At 62.3% G+C, this 24483-nt stretch carries 21 protein-coding genes; 11 read left to right on the forward strand and 10 right to left on the reverse strand.

Translation table 11 applies throughout. From position 1 onward, the window contains the following. Nucleotides 1-32: 32 nt before the first annotated feature. Entirely contained in the window at nucleotides 33-665 is a 633-nt protein-coding gene (locus tag BMX61_RS03205; protein ID WP_075627612.1) for a MarC family protein, read from the forward strand. A 54-nt stretch (nucleotides 666-719) separates the two neighbouring features. Here BMX61_RS03205 and BMX61_RS03210 read toward each other — a convergent pair whose 3' ends face one another. From BMX61_RS03210 to BMX61_RS03235, 6 genes are all read right to left on the reverse strand, one after another. Continuing rightward, on the reverse strand, nucleotides 720-1010 hold the full coding sequence (locus BMX61_RS03210) for a type II toxin-antitoxin system RelE/ParE family toxin (protein ID WP_234794579.1): 291 nt from the start codon (nucleotides 1008-1010) through the stop codon (nucleotides 720-722). A gap of 10 nt (nucleotides 1011-1020) precedes the next feature. Further along, on the reverse strand, nucleotides 1021-1281 hold the full coding sequence (locus BMX61_RS03215; protein WP_075627611.1) for a type II toxin-antitoxin system ParD family antitoxin: 261 nt from the start codon (nucleotides 1279-1281) through the stop codon (nucleotides 1021-1023). Nucleotides 1282-1425: 144 nt separating this feature from the next. Further along, entirely contained in the window at nucleotides 1426-2796 is a 1371-nt protein-coding gene (locus tag BMX61_RS03220; protein ID WP_075627868.1) for an MlaD family protein, read from the reverse strand. Between the two features lie 73 nt (nucleotides 2797-2869). Further along, the gene (locus BMX61_RS03225; protein WP_075627867.1) at nucleotides 2870-3676 is read right to left on the reverse strand and encodes an ABC transporter ATP-binding protein; all 807 of its coding nucleotides are present in this window, start codon (nucleotides 3674-3676) and stop codon (nucleotides 2870-2872) included. Between the two features lie 112 nt (nucleotides 3677-3788). Further along, the gene (locus tag BMX61_RS03230) at nucleotides 3789-4934 is read right to left on the reverse strand and encodes an MlaE family ABC transporter permease (RefSeq protein WP_075627610.1); all 1146 of its coding nucleotides are present in this window, start codon (nucleotides 4932-4934) and stop codon (nucleotides 3789-3791) included. 272 nt (nucleotides 4935-5206) lie between these two features. Then, complete coding sequence (locus BMX61_RS03235) at nucleotides 5207-6418, reverse strand: MFS transporter (RefSeq protein ID WP_075627609.1); 1212 nt, start codon at nucleotides 6416-6418, stop codon at nucleotides 5207-5209. Between the two features lie 252 nt (nucleotides 6419-6670). Between BMX61_RS03235 and BMX61_RS03240 the strand changes: the two genes are divergently transcribed. Next, complete coding sequence (locus tag BMX61_RS03240; RefSeq protein ID WP_075627608.1) at nucleotides 6671-8539, forward strand: ABC transporter ATP-binding protein; 1869 nt, start codon at nucleotides 6671-6673, stop codon at nucleotides 8537-8539. A 29-nt stretch (nucleotides 8540-8568) separates the two neighbouring features. Here the strand turns inward: BMX61_RS03240 and BMX61_RS03245 are convergent, their stop codons facing one another. After that, nucleotides 8569-9516, reverse strand: a complete 948-nt coding sequence (locus BMX61_RS03245) for an endonuclease/exonuclease/phosphatase family protein (RefSeq protein WP_075627607.1) — start codon at nucleotides 9514-9516, stop codon at nucleotides 8569-8571. A 403-nt stretch (nucleotides 9517-9919) separates the two neighbouring features. Here BMX61_RS03245 and petA point away from each other — a divergent pair, with 403 nt between their 5' ends. From petA to BMX61_RS03265, 4 genes are all read left to right on the forward strand, one after another. Further along, the gene (gene petA / locus BMX61_RS03250) at nucleotides 9920-10498 is read left to right on the forward strand and encodes a ubiquinol-cytochrome c reductase iron-sulfur subunit (protein WP_092742290.1); all 579 of its coding nucleotides are present in this window, start codon (nucleotides 9920-9922) and stop codon (nucleotides 10496-10498) included. Between the two features lie 10 nt (nucleotides 10499-10508). After that, complete coding sequence (locus BMX61_RS03255; RefSeq protein WP_075627606.1) at nucleotides 10509-11780, forward strand: cytochrome b; 1272 nt, start codon at nucleotides 10509-10511, stop codon at nucleotides 11778-11780. A gap of 24 nt (nucleotides 11781-11804) precedes the next feature. Then, nucleotides 11805-12719 (forward strand): cytochrome c1, encoded by a 915-nt coding sequence (locus BMX61_RS03260; protein WP_075627605.1) that lies wholly within the window; start codon nucleotides 11805-11807, stop codon nucleotides 12717-12719. A 306-nt stretch (nucleotides 12720-13025) separates the two neighbouring features. Next, nucleotides 13026-14177 (forward strand): DUF2865 domain-containing protein, encoded by a 1152-nt coding sequence (locus tag BMX61_RS03265; protein WP_170854891.1) that lies wholly within the window; start codon nucleotides 13026-13028, stop codon nucleotides 14175-14177. A 443-nt stretch (nucleotides 14178-14620) separates the two neighbouring features. Here the strand turns inward: BMX61_RS03265 and BMX61_RS03270 are convergent, their stop codons facing one another. Next, nucleotides 14621-15160 (reverse strand): single-stranded DNA-binding protein, encoded by a 540-nt coding sequence (locus BMX61_RS03270; RefSeq protein WP_075627603.1) that lies wholly within the window; start codon nucleotides 15158-15160, stop codon nucleotides 14621-14623. Nucleotides 15161-15523: 363 nt separating this feature from the next. On the opposite strand from BMX61_RS03270, the gene uvrA reads away from it, so the two are divergent. Further along, a complete protein-coding gene (gene uvrA / locus BMX61_RS03275; RefSeq protein ID WP_075627602.1) occupies nucleotides 15524-18442 on the forward strand; it encodes an excinuclease ABC subunit UvrA in 2919 nt (972 codons plus the stop codon). A gap of 97 nt (nucleotides 18443-18539) precedes the next feature. Then, nucleotides 18540-19349 carry a DUF72 domain-containing protein gene (locus BMX61_RS03280; RefSeq protein WP_075627601.1) on the forward strand — a complete coding sequence of 270 codons (810 nt, stop codon included), beginning with the start codon at nucleotides 18540-18542 and terminating at the stop codon, nucleotides 19347-19349. 57 nt (nucleotides 19350-19406) lie between these two features. On the opposite strand, the gene BMX61_RS03285 is transcribed toward BMX61_RS03280, so the two are convergent. Further along, nucleotides 19407-20888, reverse strand: coding sequence for a bifunctional ADP-dependent NAD(P)H-hydrate dehydratase/NAD(P)H-hydrate epimerase (locus tag BMX61_RS03285; RefSeq protein ID WP_075627865.1), 1482 nt, complete (start codon nucleotides 20886-20888; stop codon nucleotides 19407-19409). 455 nt (nucleotides 20889-21343) lie between these two features. Between BMX61_RS03285 and BMX61_RS03290 the strand changes: the two genes are divergently transcribed. The 3 genes from BMX61_RS03290 to hspQ all read left to right on the forward strand — a co-directional run bounded on the left by BMX61_RS03290 (nucleotide 21344) and on the right by hspQ (nucleotide 23758). Beyond that, complete coding sequence (locus BMX61_RS03290) at nucleotides 21344-21682, forward strand: P-II family nitrogen regulator (RefSeq protein ID WP_075627600.1); 339 nt, start codon at nucleotides 21344-21346, stop codon at nucleotides 21680-21682. Between the two features lie 74 nt (nucleotides 21683-21756). After that, entirely contained in the window at nucleotides 21757-23166 is a 1410-nt protein-coding gene (gene glnA / locus BMX61_RS03295) for a type I glutamate--ammonia ligase (RefSeq protein ID WP_075627599.1), read from the forward strand. 262 nt (nucleotides 23167-23428) lie between these two features. Then, complete coding sequence (gene hspQ / locus BMX61_RS03300; RefSeq protein ID WP_075627598.1) at nucleotides 23429-23758, forward strand: heat shock protein HspQ; 330 nt, start codon at nucleotides 23429-23431, stop codon at nucleotides 23756-23758. Nucleotides 23759-23834: 76 nt separating this feature from the next. Here the strand turns inward: hspQ and BMX61_RS03305 are convergent, their stop codons facing one another. Then, nucleotides 23835-24464, reverse strand: coding sequence for an invasion associated locus B family protein (locus BMX61_RS03305; RefSeq protein WP_075627597.1), 630 nt, complete (start codon nucleotides 24462-24464; stop codon nucleotides 23835-23837). Nucleotides 24465-24483 lie beyond the last annotated feature (19 nt).

Consider the following 24483-nt stretch of genomic DNA (forward strand, 5'->3'; position numbering starts at 1 on the left):
CGTCTTACCATTGCGACCCGACGGAGACGCCGATGAACGAGATCGACCACCTGACAAACGCGCTGACGACGATTCTCGTGACCATCGATCCGCCCGGGCTTGCGCCGATCTTCCTGACGCTGACCAATGGTCTTTCACGGACAGACCGGCGGCATGTGGCGCGCCAGGGCGCTCTGATCGCCTTCGGCATCCTCGCCACCTTCGCGCTGTTCGGCAACGGCATTCTCGGCGCTCTCGGCATTTCCATCGGCGCCTTTCGCATCGCCGGCGGTCTCCTGCTGTTCTGGATCGCCTTCGAGATGATTTTCGAGAAGCGCAACGAACGCAAGGAGAAGACGGGAGAAACCGCAACGACACGCGACCACATCCAGAACATCGCGGTCTTCCCGCTTGCCCTGCCTCTGATCGCCGGACCCGGCGCAATATCGGCCACGGTGCTCTTGTCCGGTACCTTCGCCGGCACATGGCAGCGGGTCGAGCTGCTGCTCGTGCTCGCCTTTTCGCTTCTGATTCTCTACGGCGCGCTGGTCGTCGCCGAGCGGATCGACCGCTTTCTCGGCGCCACCGGCCGCGCGATTCTGACCCGGCTTCTCGGCGTGCTGCTGGCTGCACTGGCGGTGCAATTCGTCGTGGACGGCATTCGCTCGGTGTTTCTCGTGCCGTGAACGCCGACTTCTGAACAGGCGGGCCTGCCAAGTCCCGCCTGTCCGGCTTGACTGTCAAGAGCTTTCGAAGCGCTGTTGGTCAGTGTCTTGGGCGCCATGCAAGACACGCAAAACGACGATGCGATCACGATAGGAGCGGTAATAGATACAGCGGTTCCGGAAAGGCACGGCCCTCAGCCCGTGGAGAATATGATCCCGGGGCATGCCCGTGAAATCGACCTCGGCGATCCACGCGATCTTCGCGGTCAGGTCTTTCAGAAATGCTTCGGCGTCGTGCGGGCTGCTCTTAGCGATATAACGCCGGATCTCCCGCAGGTCCTTCAAGGCGAGCGGAGCGATGATCAAGCGCTTCGAGCTAATGGGCTTCGCCCTCGCTCATGACGTCGCGCATCAGTTCAGCGCCGCTGCGATATTCCTTGCCGAGCCCGGCTTCAATCTCTGCGTCGGCTTCGCTAATATTCTGGCGCAATGCGCGGACGCCGTTATCGTCGTCGGCAAGCATGCGCAGTCCCGCCTTTACGGCGTCAGCTTCGGTCTTGAAGCGCCCTGTCCTGACCAGATCGGCCAGGATCGCATCATAGGGGTCGCCGAGAGAAAATGTCTTCGCCTGCGCCATGTGCCCTGCCCATCCATCCAGTGAGATTAGGCATGTCTACCACCATTTTGCAATATTCGCGACGCTCCCCTTTCAGAAGGTCGCAGGTGCGACCGCCGCCAACACCATGTCCGTCGGCCTGTTCGTCTAGGCACTGCTGTAGCCTCAGCGGCGCGAGCGCCCGTCATATTGCTTGACGGTCTCGCCGCCGAAGAGCAGGCGGCGCGGGTTCTTGTCGAAATTGTTGATCGTCGTGTCCAGCGTATCGACCGTGCGGCGCGTCTCGTCCACCAGCGCCTCGATGTTGCGCAGGCCTGAGCCGGAGAAGCGGCGGATATCGTTGGCGATCGGGCCGATCTGGGCATTCAGGTTGTCGGCAACGGCGCGGAAGGAGGCGAGCGTGGCGCGGGCATCCTGCGAAATGCCGGGGCCGTCGGCGCTGCCAAGGAAGCCGTCGAGCTTGACGAGGATGCCATCGACGCGGCTGGAGGCGGCATTCAGCTTATTGGCCATCTGCGTCACATCGGTGATCGTCTGGTCGATATCGCGCTGACGGGTCGAGATGCTGTCGGCAAAGCCCGAAAGGCCGGCAATGGCAGTGCGCGCCTCGGCCGTTGCGGCAGAAATATCGTTGACTGCATTGCCGACCTTGCTGGGATCGACGGCGGCGATCAGTGTATTGACGCGATCAAGCGCGGAATTGGCATTCTGGCCAAGGCGGTTGTAGGTGTCGGCAGTCTGGCGGAAGGAGGAAACGGTTTCGCTGACGTTGCCCGACGCCGCCGAGAGATCGTCGCTCATCTTGGCAACATTGTCGACGATGCGGCCAACCTCCGCCGGGTTGACTGCCTTGACCAAGGTCTCTGCCGAGGCCAGCGTCGAGTCGAGCCGCTGCGAGGCGGCATTGATCGACGTCGAGAGGGCGCTGACGCTTTTGAGGAATTCGTCGATCCCTTCGGCATTGTCGGCCAGCGAGCGCGAGAAGCGATCGGCATTCGAGATCGTGTTGGTCAACGGCCCACGCACATCGCTGACGAAGCCCTGGACGTCGCCGATCGCATCATTGGCGCGGTTGAGGATCTTGTCGGCCGTCGCCAGAAGGCTGGTGACGCTCGATTGGTCGGCCGTAATCTGGGCCGAGCTGCCCTCGTCGCGCGCCTTCTGCAGGATATTGGCATCGCCCTTGCGGCCGCCCGACAGCTCGATATAGGCCGCACCGGTCAGCCCCTGCACTTCCAGCCGCGCGGTGGTCGAGGTCAACACGGGTGCGTCGACCGAGACTTCTGTGACCGCAACAGAGTAGCGCGGATCGTTGGAATTGATCGCCAGGCTCTTGACGCTGCCGACGGGAATGCCGTTGAAGCGCACCGGCGAGCCGACGCTCAGGCCATTGGCCGAACCGGGAATGCTGACGACCAGCTCGACCATTTCGCCCGAGCGGCCGAACTGCGACATCCAGTAGACAAAGCCGAAGGCCGCGACGATGACCGCGACGGCGAAGAATCCGACAATGGCGTAGTTGGCTTTCGTTTCCATCTTTTCCGCTTCAGGCTCGAGAATGTCGGGGTGCGGCCGGTGCCGCCCCGTGATGCGCGTGTCGGTCACCGCCTCAGGGCGTGGCCGGCACCGGCGCATCGGTCTTGCTGGCATGGTTGTCTTGTGCGTCGTCATCGCGCACGATCGACCGTGCGCGCTTGCCACGAAAATAGGATTGCACCCAAGGATCGTCGAAGGCGAGCATGTCCTCGATTGTGCCTTCAACCAGCACGCGCTTCTTGCCGAGAACGGCGATCCGGTCGCAGACGGAAAACAGGCTGTCCAGATCGTGGGTCACCATATACACGGTCAGCCCCAGCGTGTCGCGCAGTTTGGCGATCAGCTCGTCGAACTCGGCTGCGCCGATCGGGTCAAGACCCGAGGTCGGTTCATCGAGAAAGACCAGATCGGGATCGAGCGCCAGAGCGCGGGCAAGGGCCGCGCGCTTGATCATACCGCCGGAGAGTTCGGACGGATAGCGATCCGCAGCCTCGGGTTTCAGGCCGACCAGCGCAATTTTCAACATCGCCAGATCGTCCATCATCTCCTGCGAGAGATCCAGATATTCGCGCATCGGCACCTGGATGTTCTCTTTGACCGTCAGCGCTGAAAACAGGGCGCCGTGCTGGAAGAGGACGCCCAGGCGCGTGTCCAGGGCGACACGCTCTTCCTCGCTGACCTCGTCATACTCCGCGCCGAGAATGCGGATTGAGCCGGACTGGCGCGGCAGGAGGCGAAGCACGGTGCGCATCAGCACCGATTTGCCCGTGCCGGACGCGCCGACGAAGCCGAGGATCTCGCCCCGGTAGATATCGAGGTTCAGCTTGTCGAGAACGACATTGCTGCCGAAGGCGACCGTCAGGTCCTTGACCGCGAGAATGGCCTCGCGCTGGCCGTCCTTGCCGCCCGCATCACTTGGGTTGCCGGGGTTGTTGGGCGCCTGCCGCGGCTGGGTGGTTGCGTCGTGGGTTTCGGCCAAGAAACATCCTCCCTTAGAAATTGATCGAGGCATAGAAGATGGCGAAAAGGCCATCGACCAGGATGACGACGAAGATCGATTTGACCACGGACTGGGTCACCTGCTTGCCGAGCGACTCGGCGCTGCCGCCGACCTTGAGCCCCTCGACGGCCGCCATCACGCCGATGATCAGCGCCATGAACGGCGCCTTGATCATGCCGGCCAGAATGGCGGAGTAATCCACGGCTTCATGCAGACGCGCGAGGAAGGTCACGAAGGTGATGCCGGAATAGGTGCGCGTGACGAGGGCGGCGCCGGCAAGGGCGGAGAAATTGGCGATGATCGTCAAAAGCGGCAGCGAAATGGTCAGCGCCACGAGGCGCGGGAAGACCAGAATGCCGATCGGGCTCATGCCCATGACCTTCAGCGCGTCGATTTCCTCGCGCATCTTCATCGAGCCGATTTCGGCGGTGATGGCACTGCCGGACCGGCCGGCGATCATGATGGCGGTGAGCAGCACGCCGATTTCACGCAGCTGAAGAATGCCGACGAGATCGACCACGAAGAGTTCGGCGCCGAAATAGCGCAGCTGAAAGGCGCCCTGCTGGGCGATAATCGCGCCGATCAGGAACGACATCAGCGTGATGATCGGCACGGCCTGAACGCCCATCCGGTCGATCTGGTTGATGATGGCCGCAGGCGATAGGCCGCCGCGCTTGCCGACCTTCAAATGCGCGCCCCGCACGGCCGAGCCGAGGATGAACATCACCGCGACGATGTCTTCCCAGGTGGACATCACCACCCTGCCGACGGGCGTGAAGATGCGCTGGAACAGCGTGCCCTTGGGGCCCTTGTCCTTTTCCGGCGGCTTGAGTTCGGTTGGCAGCGCCTCGATCAGCTCGATATATTGCTGCTTCTGGCCAACGAGCTCCACCTTGTCGCTGCCGCCGAGCTTGCCCATGAAGCGCCGGATGGTCCAGGCGCCAAGCGTGTCGATGGCCGTGACCTCGCTGAGGTCGAAGCGGCTTTTGTCGGGCGCCTGGCCCGCCAGCTCATCCAGACGGCTGGCGACATGGGCGATGTCATTGCCCTTCCAGCTGCCGGAAAAGCGGAAGAGATGCACGCCGTCTGCATCGTCTGGAGCGATGTCTGCCTGCTGGTGGGTCTGCTGCGGCGTCACGAAGCGTGATTCTTCCTTGAGGGCTCTAATCGGTGGACACTCATAAACACTTAGGCCTCTCCTGTCATCGACCGAAACCGTCCACCGCTGCAACCTCCAGCAAGGTGTCGCATCTGCAACACTAGCCTTACTGTTGGGGATTTCGGCGGATGGAATGCGATTCCACGGCGCAAGCGATCGGGTTTGCGTCTGCACCGTTCGTTTCGATGCAGATCGCATGTGAGCCTTTGAGTTAATGCACAAAAGCTAAAGCGGTAGGGGCGGCGTCGAGATTACTGCGCAGCGCGCGCCGTCTTGGCCTCTAGCCTGAGCGCGATCAGCACCAGAGCCAGACCGGTAGCGGCTGCGACCGACATGGCCAGGAAGCCGTGAACGCCGTACCAGCGAAAGAAATAGCCGGAAAGGAAGGTCAAAACGGCGGTGAACAGGCCGGTATAGAAAAAATACATGCCCTGTGCAGCGGTCTCCTGCGCTTCCTCGACATGTCGCACAAGCCAGTTCTGCAGCCCTGTGTGCATCAGCGCATAGCTGAAGGCGTGTAGGCATTGCAGCGCGAGATAGCCGGGGAAACCGAGATCGAGCGGAAACAGCATCCATCGGAGCATCGCCAGAGCGCAGCCGGACAGCATGGCGAGGCGCAGGCTGATTCGGCCAAGGATGCGGCGGGCGAAGACAAACATCGCCACTTCTGCCGCGACCCCCGCGCTCCACAAGAGGCCCACCTGGCCGCCGCTATAGCCCGCGCTCGTCCAGTAGATGGCGGAGAACGCATAGAGCATGCCATGGCTGCCATTGACCAGGCCGATGCCGGCGATCAGCAGTTGCACGCTCCGCCGGCGCAGGGCCATGGGTGGCGCGGTCGTCAGGGTCGACAGCGTCGAGGGCCGGCGTGGCGGACCGACTTTCGGCGCGAGAAAGCTGCAGGCGATCACCAGGCAGAAGCCCGTGACCATGGCCGGCAACACCATAGCGCCACCATGACGGGCAATCAGTTCGCCGCCGATCAGCGTTGCGACGATGAAGGAAACCGAGCCCCAAAGCCGCATCTGCGCATAATCGAAACCCCAGCGCCGCACGCCTGAGAGCGCCACGGCTTCCACGATTGGCACATAGGGCGACAGCACCGCGCCTTGGATCGTGTAGACGATCAGCACGAACCAGAAGGCATGCGAAACGAAAAGAGCCAGCGTAGCTATGAGCGTGAGAACGGCCGAGACGAAGAGCAGCCGTGTCCGCTCGCCCATGCGATCAGCCAAAGCCCCGGCAATCGGCGCGGTGAAAACGCGCAAAAACATCGGCACAGCGAGAATCAGCGCGATTTCCGGCTCGCTCATCGACAGGCTTTTCAGCCAGACCGGAAAATAGGGAAGCGCAAAGCCGTTGGCGAAAAGCGGTGCGGCAAAGACGAAGGCCATGCGCAGAACGAAGCGGGATGGCGGCGGCGCATCGACACGGGTGGAGGCAGCAAAGGCGGAAGCGGACATGAGAGATAACCTGTGGTCGCCCTCGCATACAGGAATGCGCGCTGCGTCGGTAGCCGCCAAGCCATCTCCGGCGTGAGAAAATGCGAGACGGCTGCCAGTGTCTTCCTGGGACGCACCGTGCAAGCCGTCAGCGTGGAGAAGACCTTTTTGATGCAGGCAGAAGCCCCACCGACGCATCCCAGCACGGCAAACGGGCGAACCTTTCCAAGCTTTCATTTGCCAGCCGGGCGCCCTCGCCTATATGCCGGATCCATGCTGCTCGATCGTCTTTTCACGCGCTTTGAGAACTGGGTGCAACCCTATGCCCCCCGGGCGGCTCTTCAGCCGCCTGGCAATACGGCGGGTTTTGTCTGGTTCTACATCCGCCAGGCCAAAGCCCCCTTCGTGGCCATGCTGATCCTTGGCGGAGTAACGGCGGCCATCGAGGCGGCGCTGTTCTGGTTCGTCGGCCGGCTGGTCGACATTCTCTCGACGGTGAAGCCGGCCGATGGCTGGAGCGGCCTGCTGGCAAGCCATGGCGCGGAGCTGTTCGCCATGCTGGTTCTCATCGGCATCGTGCGCTTCGTCGTCACGCTTGTCATGGCGCTGGTCGATCAGCAGGTCATTACGCCCGGCTTTTACAATCTCGTGCGCTGGCAATCCTATCTCCATGTTGCCCGGCAATCGCTGTCCTTCTTCCAGAACGATTTTTCCGGCCGCATCGTCACCAAGGTCTGGTCGGCAGGCCAGTCGACCGGCGATCTCGTGACCTCGCTGATGGAGAGCGTTTGGTTTGCCGGCATCTATGCGGTGTCGACGCTCGCTCTCGTCGGTGGTCTCGACCCGATGCTGGCGGTGGTGGTTCTGCTGTGGCTGGTCGCCTTCGGCTTCCTCGCCCGTTTCTTCGTGCCGCGGATTCGCCGGCATTCGCGCGAAACCGCCGAGGCCGCATCAATGCTGAACGGGCGGATGGTCGATGCCTATTCCAACATCCAGACGCTGCGCCTGTTCGGCCGCGACGAGGAAAACGACCGCTACATGCGGCAGGGATTCGACAGCTTCCAGCAGACGACCATCGCCTTCACGCGCTTCATCACGGGCGTGCGCGCCTCCATGGCGCTGCTCTCGGGCATTATGATCGTGACCATGAGCATCATCAGCATCGACCGATGGCTGGCGGGCACGATCTCGTCCGGGGCAGTCGCCTTCACGCTTGCCCTCGTGCTGCGGCTGAATTTTCTCCTGTCGCGACTGATGGTGCAGTTCAACGGTCTGATGCGCAATCTCGGCACCATCCAGAATTCGGCCGACCTGATTTCCCAGCCCATCGGACTGGTGGACCGGTCGGACGCGGCGCCTTTGAAGGTCGACAAGGCCGAGATCCGGTTCGAGGCCGTCCGGTTCCATTACGGCCGCGAGAAAGGTGTCATCGAGGATCTCTCGCTGACCATCCGGCCCGGCGAAAAGGTCGGCATCGTCGGTCGCTCCGGCGCTGGCAAGACCACGCTCGTGAACTTGCTCCTGCGCTTCTACGATCTGGAGGGAGGCCGTATCCTGATCGACGGCCAGGACATCGCGACGGTCACACAGGAGAGCCTGCGTGCCTCCATCGGCATGGTCAGCCAGGACACGGCGCTTCTTCACCGTTCCATCCGCGACAACATCCTCTTCGGCCGGCCCGACGCGGGCGAGGACATGCTGCGCAAGGCGGCGCAGGCCGCCGAGGCGCTGGACTTCATCGAGCGGCTGGAAGATCAGCGCGGCCGGCGCGGCTTCGATGCCCATGTCGGCGAGCGGGGCGTCAAACTGTCAGGTGGGCAGCGTCAGCGCATCGCGATTGCGCGGGTGATGCTCAAGGATGCGCCGATCCTCGTGCTTGACGAGGCAACGTCCGCGCTCGACTCGGAGGTCGAGGCCGCGATCCAGACCCATCTCGACCGGATGATGCAGGGCAAGACCGTGCTGGCCATCGCCCACCGCCTGTCGACCATCGCCGCGCTGGACCGGCTGATCGTGATGGAGGCCGGCCGGATCGTCGAAGACGGCACGCATGAAGGGCTGCTGCGCAATGGCGGGCTTTACGCCACGCTTTGGGCCCGGCAGTCCGGCGGCTTCCTGGGCCTGTCCGAAACCACCGATTGAAAGCTGAAGGCTGTCCGTGGACCTGCTGTTCAGGGCTTCCGCAGAATGAAATCCGCCATCAGGCCGTAGTGATTGGAGCCGTAATTGTCCGGCAGCCGCGTGACGCGCTGGGCGATCAGCGGCGGGCGGGCATAGATGTGGTCGATGGCGATGCCAAGCCCATAGGGCGCAAGCGCCACCGGCCAGGTGCCAGGCTCCGCCGGGGCAGTCTTCAAATTCATCTGCCTCAGCAGCCGCTGCATGTCGGGCGCGATCGAGCCGGAATTGAAGTCTCCGGCAATGATGATCGGGCCGGGATCGTTGCCGAGGATCGCCTTCAGCGTATAAAGCTCGTCCTGATGATAGCGGTCGAAATAGGGTTTGGAGAGATGGGCGGCCACCACGCGTACGCGCACGCCCTGCACCTCGACCACGGCCCGCATCAGGCGATCCTTGCGCAGATCGCTCAGGGTTCCTGATGTCATGTTCTCTAGCGGCAATTTCGAAAAGACCATGAGATCGCAGGTCGCCGTGCCGGCGCCGCAGCCGAACCGATAGGGATAGGCCGCCGAGAGTTCCGGCAGATGGAAGAGCAGCGGCGCGCCCTCGGGAATGATGGCGATATCCGCGCCGGACGCCAGGATCATCTGCGAGATCGCTGCGCTGTTTTCTAGGTTTTCATAGAGCATGTTGAAGGACAGGACCCGCAAGGCCGGCTTCATCGCCACCTCCTCGATCGTCGGGCTGATCGCATGGGCGCGTTTGACCATGATCGAATGGCCGGTCAATCCCATGGCCAGAGCCAGCAGCACCACGCTTGCCATCTGCCGCCGGATCAGGAGCGTCACGACCAGCATCGCGCAGACGGCCAGCAGAATATGCGTGACCAGGCTATTGACGAAAGAGAGAATAAAGAACTCGGTGACATAGCGCAGTGCGCAGACCGCGATGATCTGCGCGGCCAGCGTGTTGAGCACGATCACCACGGTCTTTCTCATGCTGGTCACCTTATTAAGCCAGATCCGCAAAGCCTCTTGCGCTGCGGTATCACGCCGTCCGCCGTCTCGCAATGCAGCATCCCGGTCCGTCTGCGAGGCTGCGGCCATAGGCCTCACGGCCACAGGTGGAAAAACTTCACGGAAGCGCCCGGGAGCTTATTGATTTCATGCGCGTCTTTCGTTCAACTGCGAAATGAGTGTCGACGGGGGTGGTGGAGTCGGGGCCGCAGCCGTTGGGGGCCTTGCCGTGGGAGCGGCAAGAGGGAGGGGAAATGCAGACAATCTCGCAGAGGACGTGGCCGTTTCCATGGCGCAGGCGCTTGCCGGCCGTGCGGAGAGCGGCTTGCCAAGGCATGGAGAGGAACCGAAAGCCGTGAGCGAACATCAGACTTCCGCCAACAAGATGGGCGCGCCGCATGCAGGCCCGGATGGAGAACGCGAGCCGACGCGCCGCGATTTCCTGTTTTTAACAACCGGCATGGCCGGTGCCGTCGGCGTGGCGGCCGTTGCCTGGCCCTTCATCGACCAGATGCGGCCGGACGCCTCGACGCTGGCCCTTGCCTCCATCGAGGTGGATGTGTCGAGCCTCCAGCCGGGGATGTCGCTGACGGCGAAATGGCGCGGCAAGCCGATCTTCATCCGCAACCGGACGCCGAAGGAAATCGAGGAGGCCAATGCGGTGGCGCTCGCCGATCTCAAGGATCCGGTGGCGCGCAATGCCAATCTTCCGGCCGACGCACAGGCCAGCGATCTCGACCGCTCCGCCGGACAAGGCAAGGAAAACTGGATCGTGATGATCGGCTCCTGCACCCATCTCGGTTGCGTGCCGCTCGGCCAGGCCGGCGATTTCGGCGGGTGGTTCTGTCCCTGCCATGGCTCGCACTACGACACTGCGGGCCGCATCCGCAAAGGTCCTGCGCCGCAGAACCTGGCGGTGCCGACCTTCTCGTTCGTGTCCGACACAGTGATCAAGATCGGTTGAGGGGAACGACATGAGTGGGGAACATTCGACCTATACGCCAACCAGCGGCATCGAGCGCTGGGTGGACTCCCGCCTGCCCTTGCCGCGGATGCTGCATGACAGCTTCATTTCCTATCCGGTTCCGCGCAATCTGAACTATGCCTATACGTTCGGCGCCATGCTGTCGGTGATGTTGCTGGTGCAGATCGTCACCGGCGTCGTGCTGGCCATGCATTACGCTGCCGAAACGACCGTCGCCTTCAATTCGGTCGAAAAGATCATGCGCGACGTCAATCACGGTTGGCTGCTGCGCTATATGCATGCCAATGGCGCGTCCTTCTTCTTCATCGCCGTCTATCTGCACATCGCCCGCGGGCTTTATTACGGCTCCTACAAGGCGCCGCGCGAAATCCTCTGGATCCTCGGCGTGGTCATCTATCTCCTGATGATGGCCACCGGCTTCATGGGCTATGTTCTGCCCTGGGGTCAGATGTCGTTTTGGGGCGCGACCGTCATCACCGGCTTCTTCTCGGCCTTCCCCTTGGTGGGCGAATGGATCCAGCAGTTCCTGCTCGGTGGTTTCGCGGTCGACAATCCGACGCTCAACCGCTTCTTCGCGCTGCATTATCTCCTGCCCTTCATGATCGCCGGCGTGGTGATCCTCCATATCTGGGCGCTGCATGTGACGGGGCAGACGAACCCGACGGGCATCGAGATCAAGACCAAGACCGATACGGTCGCCTTTACGCCCTATGCGACGCTGAAGGATGCGCTTGGCGTCTCGGTGTTCCTGATCGTCTTTGCCTGGTTCATCTTCTACATGCCGAACTATCTCGGCCATCCCGACAACTATATCCCGGCCAATTCGCTGAAGACGCCGGCCCATATCGTTCCGGAATGGTACTACCTGCCCTTCTACGCCATGCTGCGCGCCATCACCTTCAATGTCGGGCCGATCGACTCCAAGCTTGGCGGCGTCTTGGTGATGTTCGGGGCGATCATCATCCTGTTCTTCCTTCCCTGGCTCGACACCTCAAAGGTGCGCTCGGCCGTCTATCGTCCCTGGTACAAGCTGTTCTTCTGGTTGTTCGTCGCCAATGCCATCCTGCTCGGCTGGCTCGGCTCGCGGCCGGCGGAAGGCCTCTATGTCATCCTGTCGCAGCTCGGAACGCTCTATTATTTCGGCTTCTTCCTGGTGATCATGCCGGTCCTCGGACTGGTGGAAACGCCGAAGCGCATTCCGAATTCGATTACGGAAGCGGTTCTTGAAAAGCGGTCCGGCGGCTCGCCGGCAACCGTCTGATCCCAGGGCAAAGGACCATCGATCATGAAAAGAGTTCTTTCGGGCCTCCTGTCGCTGGCGCTTCTCGCCGGTGCCGGTGCGGCAATTGCCCAGGAAAACCATCCAGCGCAGCAGGGCGCGGCTGCGCCTGCGTCAGGCGAACATGCCGGCGGTGGCGAGGCGGAAGCCCATGGCGGCACACCGCATTTCCCGATCAAGAAGCCGGCGCAGATGGCCTGGACCTTCGCCGGCCTCTTCGGTCATTACGACAAGGCGCAGCTGCAGCGCGGGCTGAAGGTCTATACCGAGGTCTGTTCGGCCTGCCACTCGATGAATCTCGTCTCCTTCCGCACCCTCAAGGGGCTCGGCTATTCGGACGCGCAGGTGAAGGCTTTCGCGGCCAATTACGAGGTGCAGGACGGGCCGAATGCCGAGGGCGAAATGTACACCCGCAAGGCTCTGCCTTCGGACCATTTCCCTTCGCCCTTCCCCAATCCGGAAGCGGCGGCAGCGGCCAACAATGGCGCAGCGCCGCCCGACATGTCCTTGCTGGCCAAGGCGCGCGGCATCGAGCGGGGCTTCCCGACCTTCGTCTTCGATATTTTCACGCAATATCAGGAGGGCGGGCCGGACTATATCCACGCGCTTTTGACGGGGTACGAAAATCCGCCTGCAGGTGTGGAAGTGGCGCCGGGCACTCACTACAACCCCTATTTCGCCAATGCCGCGGCGCTCGCCATGGCCAAGCCGCTGAACGACGGCCAGGTCACCTATGACGACGGCGCTCCGGCGACCCTCGACCAGTACTCGCGCGATGTCGCCGCCTTCCTGATGTGGGCTGCCGAGCCGCATCTGGAAGAGCGCAAGCGCACCGGCTTCATGGTCATGATCTTCCTGGTGATCTTCACCGGCCTGATCTTCCTGACCAAGCGCGCGGTCTACGCCGCCAAGGAGCACTGATCGCCAGGGATCAGCGACACAGGAACTGGGCGGCTTCGGCCGCCCTTTTCGTTTCAGGGCCGTGGAAACCGGCAGGAGACCGGGCTCTCGCAAAATCGTGTTAAGCCTGACGAACGGTGGCACATTGTCCACGGCCCCAGCTGGTCTATGATATGTGTTACAAGGCGGAGATCCGCTTCCGGCGGCAGCCGCGCATGAAAGCGGCCCAGACGAGAGTTCCCAGGCAGGGTCATGACCGATAGCGCACGCAGAGCAAGGAACCGACGCAGGGCAAGGAACAGCCGCAGGGCGGCCTTGACGCTGGCCTTGAGTCTTGCTTTGTGCGCAACCAGCCAGGCAGCCACCTTGTGCGACCGGCTTTACCAGCGTCTGGCCGACCTGCCGGAACAGCGCCGCGACGACAGCTTCACCTCCGGTTTTACCGGTGATATCACCCGCCTCAATCTGGAATTGCGCGCCGCGCGCGCCGATCTCAGACGGCTTGGCTGTACAAGCGGCAGCATCGTCGTGATCGGCGGCACGGATGAGGCGAGCTGCGATGCGCTCAACGAACGCATCGTCACGCTGGTCCGTGATATCGACGGGATGAAGGCAGAACGGCTTCACGCCTCGTCTCATGGCGATGACGAGCAGCGCCGTCGTATTCTGGCGGCGATCGACGTCAATCGCTGCGAGGACAAAGACAGCGCATCGGCCTTGCCGGTTTCCGCTTCAGGCGAAGAGGGCAGCCGCTACTCCGACAGGCCGCAGGCCGAGGACGCATTGCCCCCCGGTTCGTCCGCGGATGGTCTTGGCGACGACGGACCGCCGCTCCGCCTTCGTGGGCGACCTGGCATGGGCTGGCAGACGGAGGGGACCGTGCGCACGCTCTGTGTGCGCACCTGTGACGGTGCCTTTTTTCCGATTTCCTCGCAGGCAACCTCGGGCGACTTCGCCCGCGATGCCGAGACCTGCCGCCAGCGCTGCCCGGGCGCACCGACCGCGCTGTATTATCACGCGCTGGAAACGCAGGAGGCTGAAGACATGGTTTCAGCCGAGACCGGCGCGCCCTATCGGGATCTGCCGACTGCCTTTGCCTATAAGCTGCGCGATCCGTCCGAGCCGTCCAGCTGCGGCTGTCAACTCTCCACAGCAACAGGGCCGGCCCAAAGCCAGCCTGGCGATCCCGGCAAGACGCGGAACTCGTCAATGCTTTCGATCACCACGCTGCCGGAAAGCGAAACGTCCGCGCCGAGCGCAACCCCTGACAGCGCAGCGATTCATCCCCTGGACACAGCCCCCGTCAACGCCGCGCAAGCCGAACGGGCGGCGAGTCCGCCTGCATCGCCATCCCCTGAGCGACCCTATGACCCGAGCCGCAGGGTCCGCCAGATCGGCCCGTCCTTCCTTCCGGCGCAGGAAAGCGCCATCGACCTTCATCATCCCAAGACGAGCACACCGTCTCCCGAGACCAATTGACGTGGCGGCAGGCTTGGCTGCTCTATCAGGGACGAAGAACGCGGCGGCGTTTCGTTCCGGCGAACACAGGTCCCCCTGCTGCCTCGAACGTGACACAAGGGCTTCGCAGCCACGCAGTCCTTCAGCCATCACCTCTTTGCAGGGAAGAACAGGGAAGACCCGCCATTCGGTCACACCGCTGACAATGCAAAACGGGTCGGATTTCGTCTCAATTTGGGAATGAGGCTCGGCCCATTTACCCCTGTCTCGCCCTCTTCGAGAGCCGATCCCACAGGGGAATACAGGGACCATAAAGTCAGCATATCCGATAAACCGGCTACTGAACTTCTGCTGAAGACCACGGTGCTTTGCGGCCGAAAGCTCGGCATGAAGGGATTTGCACAGCCGTCCGCCGCAGCCGGCTCTTCAAAGCGAGAGCCGGTGCGGCACAGGGCGCTTTTGGATCAAAAGGGGATGTCGTCGTCGAGATCACGCGAGAATCCGCCGCCGCTGCCGGAACCGCCGCTTGAACCGCCGGAGCGACCGCCGCCAGAGCCGCCGGAGGACGGACGGTCGTCATAGCCACCATCAAACCCGCCGCCATAGTCATTACCGCCACCGCCGCCGCCACGGCTCATGCCGCCGCCTTCGCCGCGACCGTCGAGCATGGTCAGGGTCGAATTGAAGCCCTGAAGAACGACTTCCGTGGAGTAACGGTCATTGCCCGTCTGGTCCTGCCATTTGCGGGTCTGCAGCGCGCCCTCGATATAGAGCTTGGCGCCCTTCTTCACATATTGCTCGACGACCTTGCAGAGACCCTCGTTGAAGACGACGACCGTGTGCCATTCCGTCTTCTCGCGCCGTTCACCGGAGTTACGGTCACGCCAGCTTTCCGAGGTCGCAATGCGCAGATTGGCGATCGGACGGCCGTCCTGGGTGCGGCGAATTTCCGGATCCGCCCCCACATTTCCGACGAGGATCACCTTGTTGACGCTGCCTGCCATATTACTGGTCCTTCTTGGTCTTTCCACGCTCCGGCTGCGCAACGGCGCTGCTGCCGTCCACACCGTTTCCATGGCCTGAGGCCGAGCACTCTATGCCCCGCGAGCCACCATGGCTTCCCGTCTGCCGGCACTGTCCACAGCTGATTTGCCTTGGAGCCAGCGGGCACCAACAGCAGCAAGGAGCCCTCAACGTCAGGACAACCCTGCCAAATTCGTTCTTTATTTGTTCTAGACAATGCTTATGATGACTGTCAAGCGACTCGGGGGCGCCGGGGCCGCACGCCAACAAGATGCGCCGCGCCACCCTCGACAGGACGCCTGCAATCCTTACATAGAAGCGGGCGAGACGACAGGCAGAAGAAGATGAGCGAACTCAAGACGATTTCGATCCGCGGCGCACGCGAACATAATTTGAAGAATATCGACCTCGATCTGCCCCGCAACAAGCTGATCGTGATGACCGGCCTGTCGGGCTCGGGCAAATCGTCGCTCGCCTTCGACACGATCTATGCCGAGGGCCAACGCCGCTACGTCGAGAGCCTCTCGGCCTATGCCCGCCAGTTCCTGGAAATGATGCAGAAGCCCGATGTCGACCAGATCGACGGGCTTTCGCCCGCCATCTCGATCGAACAGAAGACGACCTCGAAGAACCCGCGCTCGACGGTCGGCACGGTCACAGAGATCTACGACTATATGCGCCTGCTCTTTGCGCGTGTCGGCATCCCCTATTCGCCGGCGACAGGCTTGCCGATCGAAAGCCAGACGGTCAGCCAGATGGTCGATCGTGTGCTGGCCTTTGGCGAGAGCACGCGCCTCTATATTCTGGCGCCCATCGTGCGCGGTCGTAAGGGGGAGTATAAAAAAGAGCTGGCGGAGCTGATGAAGAAAGGCTTTCAGCGCGTCAAGATCGACGGTCAGTTCTACGAAATCGCCGAAGCTCCGACGCTCGACAAGAAATACAAGCACGATATCGATGTGGTGGTCGACCGCGTCGTGGTGCGCGCCGATCTGGCTGCACGTCTCGCTGACAGCTTGGAAACCTGCCTGACACTCGCCGAAGGGCTGGCGATTGCCGAATTCGCCGACAAGCCGCTCCCGGCCGAGGAGACATCGGCAGGCGGCTCAGCCAACAAATCGCTCAACGAGACGCATGAGCGCGTGCTGTTTTCGGAGAAATTCGCCTGCCCGGTGTCTGGTTTCACCATTCCGGAAATCGAGCCGCGTCTGTTTTCCTTCAACAATCCCTTCGGCGCCTGCCCGGCCTGCGACGGGCTTGGCAGCCAGCAGAAAATCGACGAAGCGCTGATCGTTCCCGAACCGGAAAAGACGCTGAAGAGCGGCGCGATCGCGCCTTGGGCGAAGTCGAGTTCGCCCTATTACAACCAGACGCTCGAGGGTCTGGGCAAGGTCTTCGGCTTCAAGCTGACGAGCCGCTGGAGCGATCTGAACGCGGCGGCGCAGAAGGCCATCCTGCATGGCACGGAAGAGAAGATCGAATTCGAATATCAAGACGGTGCCCGGTCCTACAAGACGGTCAAAACCTTCGAGGGCATCGTTCCCAATCTCGCCAGACGTTGGAAGGAAACGGACTCGGCCTGGGCGCGCGAAGAAATCGAGCGCTATATGTCGGCGGCGCCCTGCCCTGCCTGCAGCGGCTTTCGCCTGAAGCCCGAAGCCCTGGCGGTGAAGATCGACGCTCTGCATATCGGCCAGGTCTCCAACATGTCGATCCGTATCGCGCGGGACTGGTTCGAGGGCCTGCCGGATCGGCTCTCGGCGAAGCAGAACGAAATCGCCACACGCATCCTCAAGGAAATCCGCGACCGCCTGCGCTTTCTCAATGATGTCGGCCTCGACTATCTCAGCCTGTCACGCAATTCCGGCACGCTGTCGGGCGGCGAAAGCCAGCGCATTCGCCTGGCGTCGCAGATCGGCTCAGGTCTGACGGGGGTGCTCTATGTGCTGGACGAGCCGTCGATCGGCCTGCACCAGCGCGACAATGCGCGCCTTCTCGAAACGCTGCGGCATCTGCGCGATATCGGCAATACCGTCATCGTGGTCGAGCATGACGAGGATGCGATCCTGACATGCGACTATGTCGTGGATATCGGTCCGGCTGCCGGCATTCATGGCGGCCAGGTGGTCGCGGAGGGCACGCCTGGCGACATCATCGCCGACAAAAACTCCCTGACCGGCAAATATCTCTCAGGCGAGCTGACGGTCGCGGTGCCGAGCGAACGGCGCGCGCCGAAGAAGAAAAAGGCGCTGACCGTAGTTGGCGCCCGCGCCAACAATCTGAAGAACGTGACGGCCTCGATCCCGCTTGGCGTCTTTACCGCCGTGACCGGCGTTTCCGGCGGCGGCAAGTCGACTTTCCTGATCGAGACCCTGTTCAAGGCGGCGGCGCGGCGCATCATGGGCGCGCGCGAGATCCCGGCCGAACACGACCGGATCGACGGTTTCGAACATATCGACAAGGTCATCGACATCGACCAGTCGCCGATCGGCCGTACCCCCCGCTCCAATCCTGCCACCTATACCGGCGCGTTCACGCCGATCCGCGACTGGTTCGCCGGCCTGCCGGAAGCCAAGGCGCGCGGCTATGGACCGGGACGCTTCTCCTTCAACGTCAAGGGCGGGCGCTGTGAAGCCTGCCAGGGCGATGGCGTCATCAAGATCGAGATGCACTTCCTTCCGGATGTCTATGTCACCTGCGACGTCTGCCACGGCAAGCGCTACAATCGCGAAACGCTCGACGTCACCTTCAAGGGCAAGTCGATCGCCGATGTGCTCGACATGACGGTCGAGGAAGGCGTGGAGTTCTTCGCCGCCGTGCCCGCGGTGCGCGACAAGCTCGTCACGCTGAACCAGGTGGGCCTCGGCTACATCAAGGTCGGCCAACAGGCCAATACGCTTTCCGGCGGCGAGGCGCAGCGCGTGAAGCTCGCCAAGGAGCTGTCGAAGCGCTCGACCGGCCGCACGCTCTATATTCTCGACGAGCCGACCACCGGCCTGCATTTCCACGACGTCGCCAAGCTGCTCGAACTGCTGCACGAGCTGGTCAATCAGGGTAATTCCGTCGTCGTCATCGAACACAATCTCGAAGTGGTGAAGACGGCCGACTGGGTCATCGACTTCGGCCCCGAGGGCGGCGATGGCGGTGGGCAGGTCATCGCCGAGGGAACGCCGGAACAGATCGTCAAGGCAGACCGCTCCTACACAGGCAAGTTCCTGAAAGAGCTTCTTGAGCGGCGCCCCATGCGGAAAGTGGCGGCTGAGTAGTCGCTACCACAGGCAGGCAACATAGTGGGCTCCAAAAGCTACATCCTTTGTGGCCCGGGTGAAGCTGTTTAGCGGTGTGGGTCGAGGGGTACTAAAGATGACAAAGCGCGGCGCGATTCGGGTGGGCATTGGCGGCTGGACCTATGAGCCATGGGATGAAAGCTTCTATCCCAAGGGCTTGGCGAAAAAGCGCCAGCTCGATTATGCGAGCCGGGCGCTGAAAGTCATCGAGGTCAACGGCACCTATTACAGCTCGCAAAAGCCGGAAACCTTCGCCAAATGGGCCGCCGAAGTGCCGGATGGTTTCATCTTCTCGCTCAAGGCCAGTCGCTTTGCGACCAACAAGAAGGTGCTGGCCGATGCAGGTGAATCGGTGGACCGCTTTCTGCAGCAGGGCATTGCGGAACTCGGCGATCGGCTAGGCCCGATCCTCTGGCAGTTCATGCCGACCAAGAAATTCGATCCGGCCGACTTCGGCGCCTTCCTGGCGCTGCTCCCGCGCAGTCTGGCTGGCCTGCCGTTGCGCCATGCGGTCGAGGTTCGCCATCCTTCCTTCCAGGTTCCGGATTTTATCGCGCTTCTGCGGAAGCATCAGGTCGCCGTGGTCTGCGCCGATCATGCCGATTACCCCCTCATCCCCGATGTCACGGCCGATTTCGTCTATGCCCGGCTACAGACGGGCCTTGAAACGGTCGAGACCTGCTATGAGCCGGCGCGGATGAAACAATGGGCCGAGCGGCTTGAGGACTGGGCGGCGGGCAGAAATGCCGATGGCCTGGCGCTGATCGCGCCGGAACAGCCGATTGAAGCGAAGGCTCGAGACGTCTTCGCCTTCTTCATTCACGAGGGCAAGTCGCGCGCGCCCGCGGGCGCACAAGCGCTCCAGGCGCTTGTCGACAAGGCGTGAGCGCCATCTGTGCGTAAGGCGGTAGGCATCCTGTCCGACTCCCATCGGATCGATGCTTCATAGCCGAGGCAACGGCGCGATGTGGTCGATCAGCGTTTCCGCGCTGAGGCCGGGACCGGCGGCAAAGCCAGCCGCCCCGTGGCGCCAGGCCGCGGCCGCTGCGGCTTCAAAGGCGGGCATGCCCTGAGCCAGATGAGCGCCAATCATCCCCGCCAGCACATCGCCAGACCCCGCCGTCGCCAGGAAGGGCGGTGCATGGGCATTGATTACAGCGCGGCCATCCGGCGCGGCAATCACGGTATCGGCGCCCTTATAGAGGACGACCGCATGCGCGCGGCGCGCGGCCGAAAGGGCTTTATCCACCTTGGAGAGCCCATCATCCTGTGCAAGGTCAGGAAACAGACGAGCAAATTCGCCCTCATGCGGTGTCAGCACCAGCCGGGTTTCACCTGCGGCAAAGGCATTGAACAGAAGGTTGGGATCCTGCTTGAAAGCGGTGATGCCGTCTGCATCGAGAACGAGCTGGCGATCTGACAGCGCCAGCGCATAGGCGCGCGCCTTTTCGAGATCGCCGAAACCGGGACCGAGAACGAAGGTTTTGATGCGCCCATCGGCGAGCAAATCATTGAGCTGCGCCCGATCCTCGACATGGCGCAGCATGATGGCAGTGAGATGGACGGCGTTGGCGGCAAGCGCGGCCTCAGGCGCGGCCAGGCTGACGAGGCCGGCGCCAGAATGCAGCGCGGCCAGGGCCGACATGCGCGCAGCGCCCGTCATCAAGGCGCCGCCGGAAAAGACGACCAGATGCCCGCGCTTATATTTATGCGTGGCCGCATCGAGCGTGCGCGCTTCAGCGCCCCAGATCAGCGGCCCGTTTTCCGCGACATCGGCCGGCACGGCGCGCAGGATGCGCGCGGGTATGCCGATATCGACGACCTCAACCTCCCCCGCCAGGCTTCGGCCGGGCATCAACAGATGGCCCGGCTTGCGCGTCATGAAGGTGATGCTGCGGCTTGCATGAAAGGCGGACCCGAGAACGGCGCCGCTGCGCCCATCGACACCGGACGGCAGGTCGACGCTGAGGACGGGCACGGTGGCGCGTGTCACCGCATCCATGACGGCAGCGAGGCGCTCCGGCACAGCACGCGTCAGGCCCGCGCCGAACACGGCGTCGATCACGACATCGCCCTCTTGCGGCTTGTAATCGGCAAGCGGCCGCACCAGACCCGTCCAACCGGCCCGCGCCAGGGCGGCATCGCCACGCAAGTCATGGGTTTCGCCCAGGAGAAACACATCGACCACAGCGCCGGCGCGCGCCAGGGCGCAGGCCGCGACGAAACCGTCGCCACCATTGTTGCCGGGACCACAAAGGACTGCGAAGCGCAAGGAGCCGGGATGATGTTTCAGCGCCGCAGCCGCAACCGCCTCACCGGCCCGCCGCATCAAACCATAGCTGTCGATGCCGCTCTCGGCCGCCGCGCGGTCGACGGCAGACATGGCCTTGGGAGACAGGATAAGGGCGCTCAGGGGGGTGGTCATGCCCCAGAGAATGGCGCGCCGCACCGCACAAATCAAGGGCAGGTTCGGCGCAGACACTGACTGATAAAGAAGCAATTGCATAAGTTTACAGCTTCGCTAACATGAGCGGAGCCTTTGCTTCGACTTCACGCCCGCGAGGAGACCCGCGTGACCAAAAGCGCCTGCCCGACCCCCGGACGCGCCGCTCTGGCCCTGCACCCCTTGCCGATGGCGGTCCGGCAGGCAATCTGTTCCAGCCTTCACGGCAGCTTGAGCATGACTTTGCGCCAGAAAGAGGTGACCATCGCCCGACTGTCGATTGCCACGACGCGCCGGCCATGCGAAAGCAGGACATGCAGCCCCGCACGGGCGAGGTTCGCCGCGGTCACATGCGCTAAAATGGCATGCGGCATGCATGGGCGACGGCGCGGGACGAATGCCCGCGGCAACGGGAGAAGCGGAGAGAGTTTTTTCTCATGAAGAAGATCGAAGCGATCATCAAGCCTTTCAAGCTGGACGAGGTCAAGGAAGCTCTCCAGGAAGTGGGCCTTCAGGGCATTACGGTGACCGAGGCGAAGGGTTTTGGCCGGCAGAAGGGCCATACCGAGCTCTATCGCGGCGCCGAATATGTCGTTGACTTCCTGCCTAAGGTGAAGGTCGAGGTGGTGCTGGCCGACGAACATGCCGAAGCCGTGATCGAGGCGATCCGCAATGCCGCCCAGACCGGCCGCATCGGCGATGGCAAGATCTTCGTATCGAATGTCGAGGAAGTCATCCGCATCCGCACGGGTGAGACCGGCATCGACGCCATCTGAACGCCGGCGGTCCGCCAGACTCCGGCAATCGGGACAATCCAACAAAAGCAGAGGAAACCGAGGGTTCACGAGCCATGACGACAGCAAACGACATTCTCAAGCAAATCAAGGACGACGACGTCAAGTTCGTCGACCTTCGATTCACAGACCCCAAGGGCAAGCTGCAGCACGTCACCATGGACGTTTCCTGCGTGGACGAGGACATGTTCGCCGATGGCGTGATGTTCGATGGCTCCTCGATCGGCGGCTGGAAGGCGATCAACGAGTCCGACATGGTGCTGATGCCGGATGCGGCGTCGGTTCACATGGACCCGTTTTTCGCCCAGTCGACCATGGTCATCGTCTGCGACATTCTCGATCCGGTTTCCGGCGAAGCTTATAATCGCGACCCGCGCGGCACCGCGAAGAAGGCGGAAGCCTACCTGAAGTCGTCCGGCATCGGCGATACGGTCTTCGTCGGTCCCGAGCCGGAATTCTTCGTCTTCGACGATGTGAAATACAAGGCCGATCCCTACAACACCGGCTTCAAGCTCGATTCGAACGAACTGCCGTCGAATGACGACACGGATTACGAAACCGGCAATCTCGGCCATCGTCCCCGTGTCAAGGGCGGCTATTTCCCGGTTCCGCCTGTTGACAGCGCCCAGGACATGCGCTCGGAAATGCTCACCGTGCTCGCCGAAATGGGCGTTGCGGTGGAAAAGCAGCACCATGAAGTGGCCGCCGCCCAGCACGAACTCGGCGTCAAGTTCGACACGCTCGTGCGCAATGCCGACAAGATCCAGATCTACAAATATGTCGTCCATCAGGTCGCCAATGCCTATGGCAAGACGGCGACCTTCATGCCGAAGCCGATCTTCGGCGACAATGGATCGGGCATGCATGTGCACCAGTCGATCTGGAAGGACGGCAAGCCGACCTTTGCCGGCGACGAATATGCCGGCCTGTCGGAGAGCTGCCTCTATTATATCGGCGGCATCATCAAGCACGCCAAGGCGATCAACGCCTTCACCAACCCGACGACCAACTCCTACAAGCGTCTGGTACCGGGCTATGAGGCACCGGTTCTGCTCGCCTATTCCGCGCGCAACCGCTCGGCCTCCTGCCGCATCCCCTTCGGCTCCTCGCCGAAGTCGAAGCGCGTGGAAGTGCGCTTCCCCGATCCGCTGGCCAACCCCTATCTCGGTTTCGCCTCCATGCTGATGGCTGGCCTTGATGGTATCAAGAACAAGATCCATCCCGGCAAGGCCATGGACAAGGATCTCTACGACCTGCCGCCGAAGGAACTGAAGAAGATCCCGACGGTGTGCGGCTCGTTGCGCGAAGCGCTCGACAACCTCGATCGCGACCGCAAGTTCCTGACCGCCGGCGGCGTATTCGACGATGACCAGATCGATGCCTATATCGAGCTCAAGATGGCCGAAGTCATGCGCTATGAGATGACGCCGCATCCGGTCGAATTCGATATGTATTACTCGGCCTGAGCCGTCCCGTCAGGTTTTCATTCAGATCAAGAAAGGCCGGCTTCGCAAGGGGCCGGCCTTTTCGCATAGCGCCCGCGAACAAGCGCCGCGCACGTCGTCACCGATCAGCCATAATAGACCGGACGTGGGAGCTTTTTTCGGGCTTATGCGTTGATTGTGCAAGACGATCCCGTCGACAAGCCATGACGCAGGCTCCGCCACCCCAGCCCTTGATCTGCGGCAAGGTTCCACCCAAATAAACGGGGGAAAGGAAGCCAGTACGATGAAACAGAGAGACGCGAAATTCGCAATCGGACAGGTGGTTCGCCACAAGGTCTTCCCGTTTCGTGGCGTGATTTTTGACGTGGATGCGGAATATTCCAACACCGAAGAATGGTGGAATTCAATTCCCGCCGAAGTCCGGCCCGACCGGGACCAGCCCTTCTACCATCTGCTCGCGGAAAATGACGAGGCTGAGTATGTCGCCTATGTCTCCGAACAGAACCTGATGTCGGATACCGATCCGATGCCGCTGCGCCATTCGCAGGTGGATATGTTCTTCGATCCGGAGTCGGCAGGGCATTATAAGCCGAAAGCTGTCATCCAGCACTGACGGCAAGAAAAGCCAAGCCAGAACGGAAAAGCCCGGCGCAAAGCCGGGCTTTCTTTTATCAGATAAAATGGATCGATCAGTTCTGCTTGGCGGCCTTCTGGGCCTCTTCCAGCTTCTTGCGGGCGTCGTCAGCCTTCTTCTGCATTTCTTCCTGCAGCAGGCGCTGGCGCTCCTGCAGCTTGGACTGCTCGATCGGCTCGCCATCGAACACGCCCGTGAAACCTTCCAGCGACATCTTGATCGGGTTCGGCGCACGCTGGAAATTGACCGACGTGAAGACCACTTCCGTGCCCTTCTTCAGGCTGGCGATCACAGGGTCGGTCAGCGGCGCTTCGGCAACGCACTTGTCCGGCATGCAGATCGCGTAATCGAGCTTGATCGGCTTGCCGCCGTCGATCTGCACCTGAATGCCCGGCGGGATCATGCGGGCCGAGGGAACCGAGACCTGAAGGATCTTGCGGTTGACCTTGCCGGTCACGGTGATCAGGCCAGCGGCGGTGATCAGCTGGCCGTTATTGGCGGTCAGCAGGTTCTGAACGATGCAGACGTCATTGTCTTCCTGCTTCGTGCAGACCTTGAACCACCCCTGCGGCGGACGGCCACCGGCGTCCTGCGCAAAGGCGGCCGCGGGCATCGTCGCGGCCGCGACGGCGCCGGCGATTGCGGCAAGAGCGGCCTTCTGGGTAAGGGTCGACTTGAAGGTCATAACGAGGTTCCGTCTCCTA

The organism is Xaviernesmea oryzae, assembly GCF_900109605.1.
GTDB classification, from domain to species: Bacteria; Pseudomonadota; Alphaproteobacteria; order Rhizobiales; family Rhizobiaceae; genus Xaviernesmea; species Xaviernesmea oryzae.

Bases quoted from the DNA above. Each gene is read 5' to 3' on its own strand.
- BMX61_RS03205 (WP_075627612.1), top strand. From the start codon at position 33: ATGAACGAGATCGACCACCTGACAAACGCGCTGACGACGATTCTCGTG.
- BMX61_RS03215 (WP_075627611.1), bottom strand. From the start codon at position 1,281: ATGGCGCAGGCGAAGACATTTTCTCTCGGCGACCCCTATGATGCGATC.
- BMX61_RS03220 (WP_075627868.1), bottom strand. From the start codon at position 2,796: ATGGAAACGAAAGCCAACTACGCCATTGTCGGATTCTTCGCCGTCGCG.
- BMX61_RS03235 (WP_075627609.1), bottom strand. From the start codon at position 6,418: ATGTCCGCTTCCGCCTTTGCTGCCTCCACCCGTGTCGATGCGCCGCCG.
- BMX61_RS03240 (WP_075627608.1), top strand. From the start codon at position 6,671: ATGCTGCTCGATCGTCTTTTCACGCGCTTTGAGAACTGGGTGCAACCC.
- BMX61_RS03245 (WP_075627607.1), bottom strand. From the start codon at position 9,516: ATGAGAAAGACCGTGGTGATCGTGCTCAACACGCTGGCCGCGCAGATC.
- petA (WP_092742290.1), top strand. From the start codon at position 9,920: ATGGGCGCGCCGCATGCAGGCCCGGATGGAGAACGCGAGCCGACGCGC.
- BMX61_RS03255 (WP_075627606.1), top strand. From the start codon at position 10,509: ATGAGTGGGGAACATTCGACCTATACGCCAACCAGCGGCATCGAGCGC.
- BMX61_RS03260 (WP_075627605.1), top strand. From the start codon at position 11,805: ATGAAAAGAGTTCTTTCGGGCCTCCTGTCGCTGGCGCTTCTCGCCGGT.
- BMX61_RS03270 (WP_075627603.1), bottom strand. From the start codon at position 15,160: ATGGCAGGCAGCGTCAACAAGGTGATCCTCGTCGGAAATGTGGGGGCG.
- uvrA (WP_075627602.1), top strand. From the start codon at position 15,524: ATGAGCGAACTCAAGACGATTTCGATCCGCGGCGCACGCGAACATAAT.
- BMX61_RS03280 (WP_075627601.1), top strand. From the start codon at position 18,540: ATGACAAAGCGCGGCGCGATTCGGGTGGGCATTGGCGGCTGGACCTAT.
- BMX61_RS03285 (WP_075627865.1), bottom strand. From the start codon at position 20,888: ATGACCACCCCCCTGAGCGCCCTTATCCTGTCTCCCAAGGCCATGTCT.
- BMX61_RS03290 (WP_075627600.1), top strand. From the start codon at position 21,344: ATGAAGAAGATCGAAGCGATCATCAAGCCTTTCAAGCTGGACGAGGTC.
- glnA (WP_075627599.1), top strand. From the start codon at position 21,757: ATGACGACAGCAAACGACATTCTCAAGCAAATCAAGGACGACGACGTC.
- hspQ (WP_075627598.1), top strand. From the start codon at position 23,429: ATGAAACAGAGAGACGCGAAATTCGCAATCGGACAGGTGGTTCGCCAC.
- BMX61_RS03305 (WP_075627597.1), bottom strand. From the start codon at position 24,464: ATGACCTTCAAGTCGACCCTTACCCAGAAGGCCGCTCTTGCCGCAATC.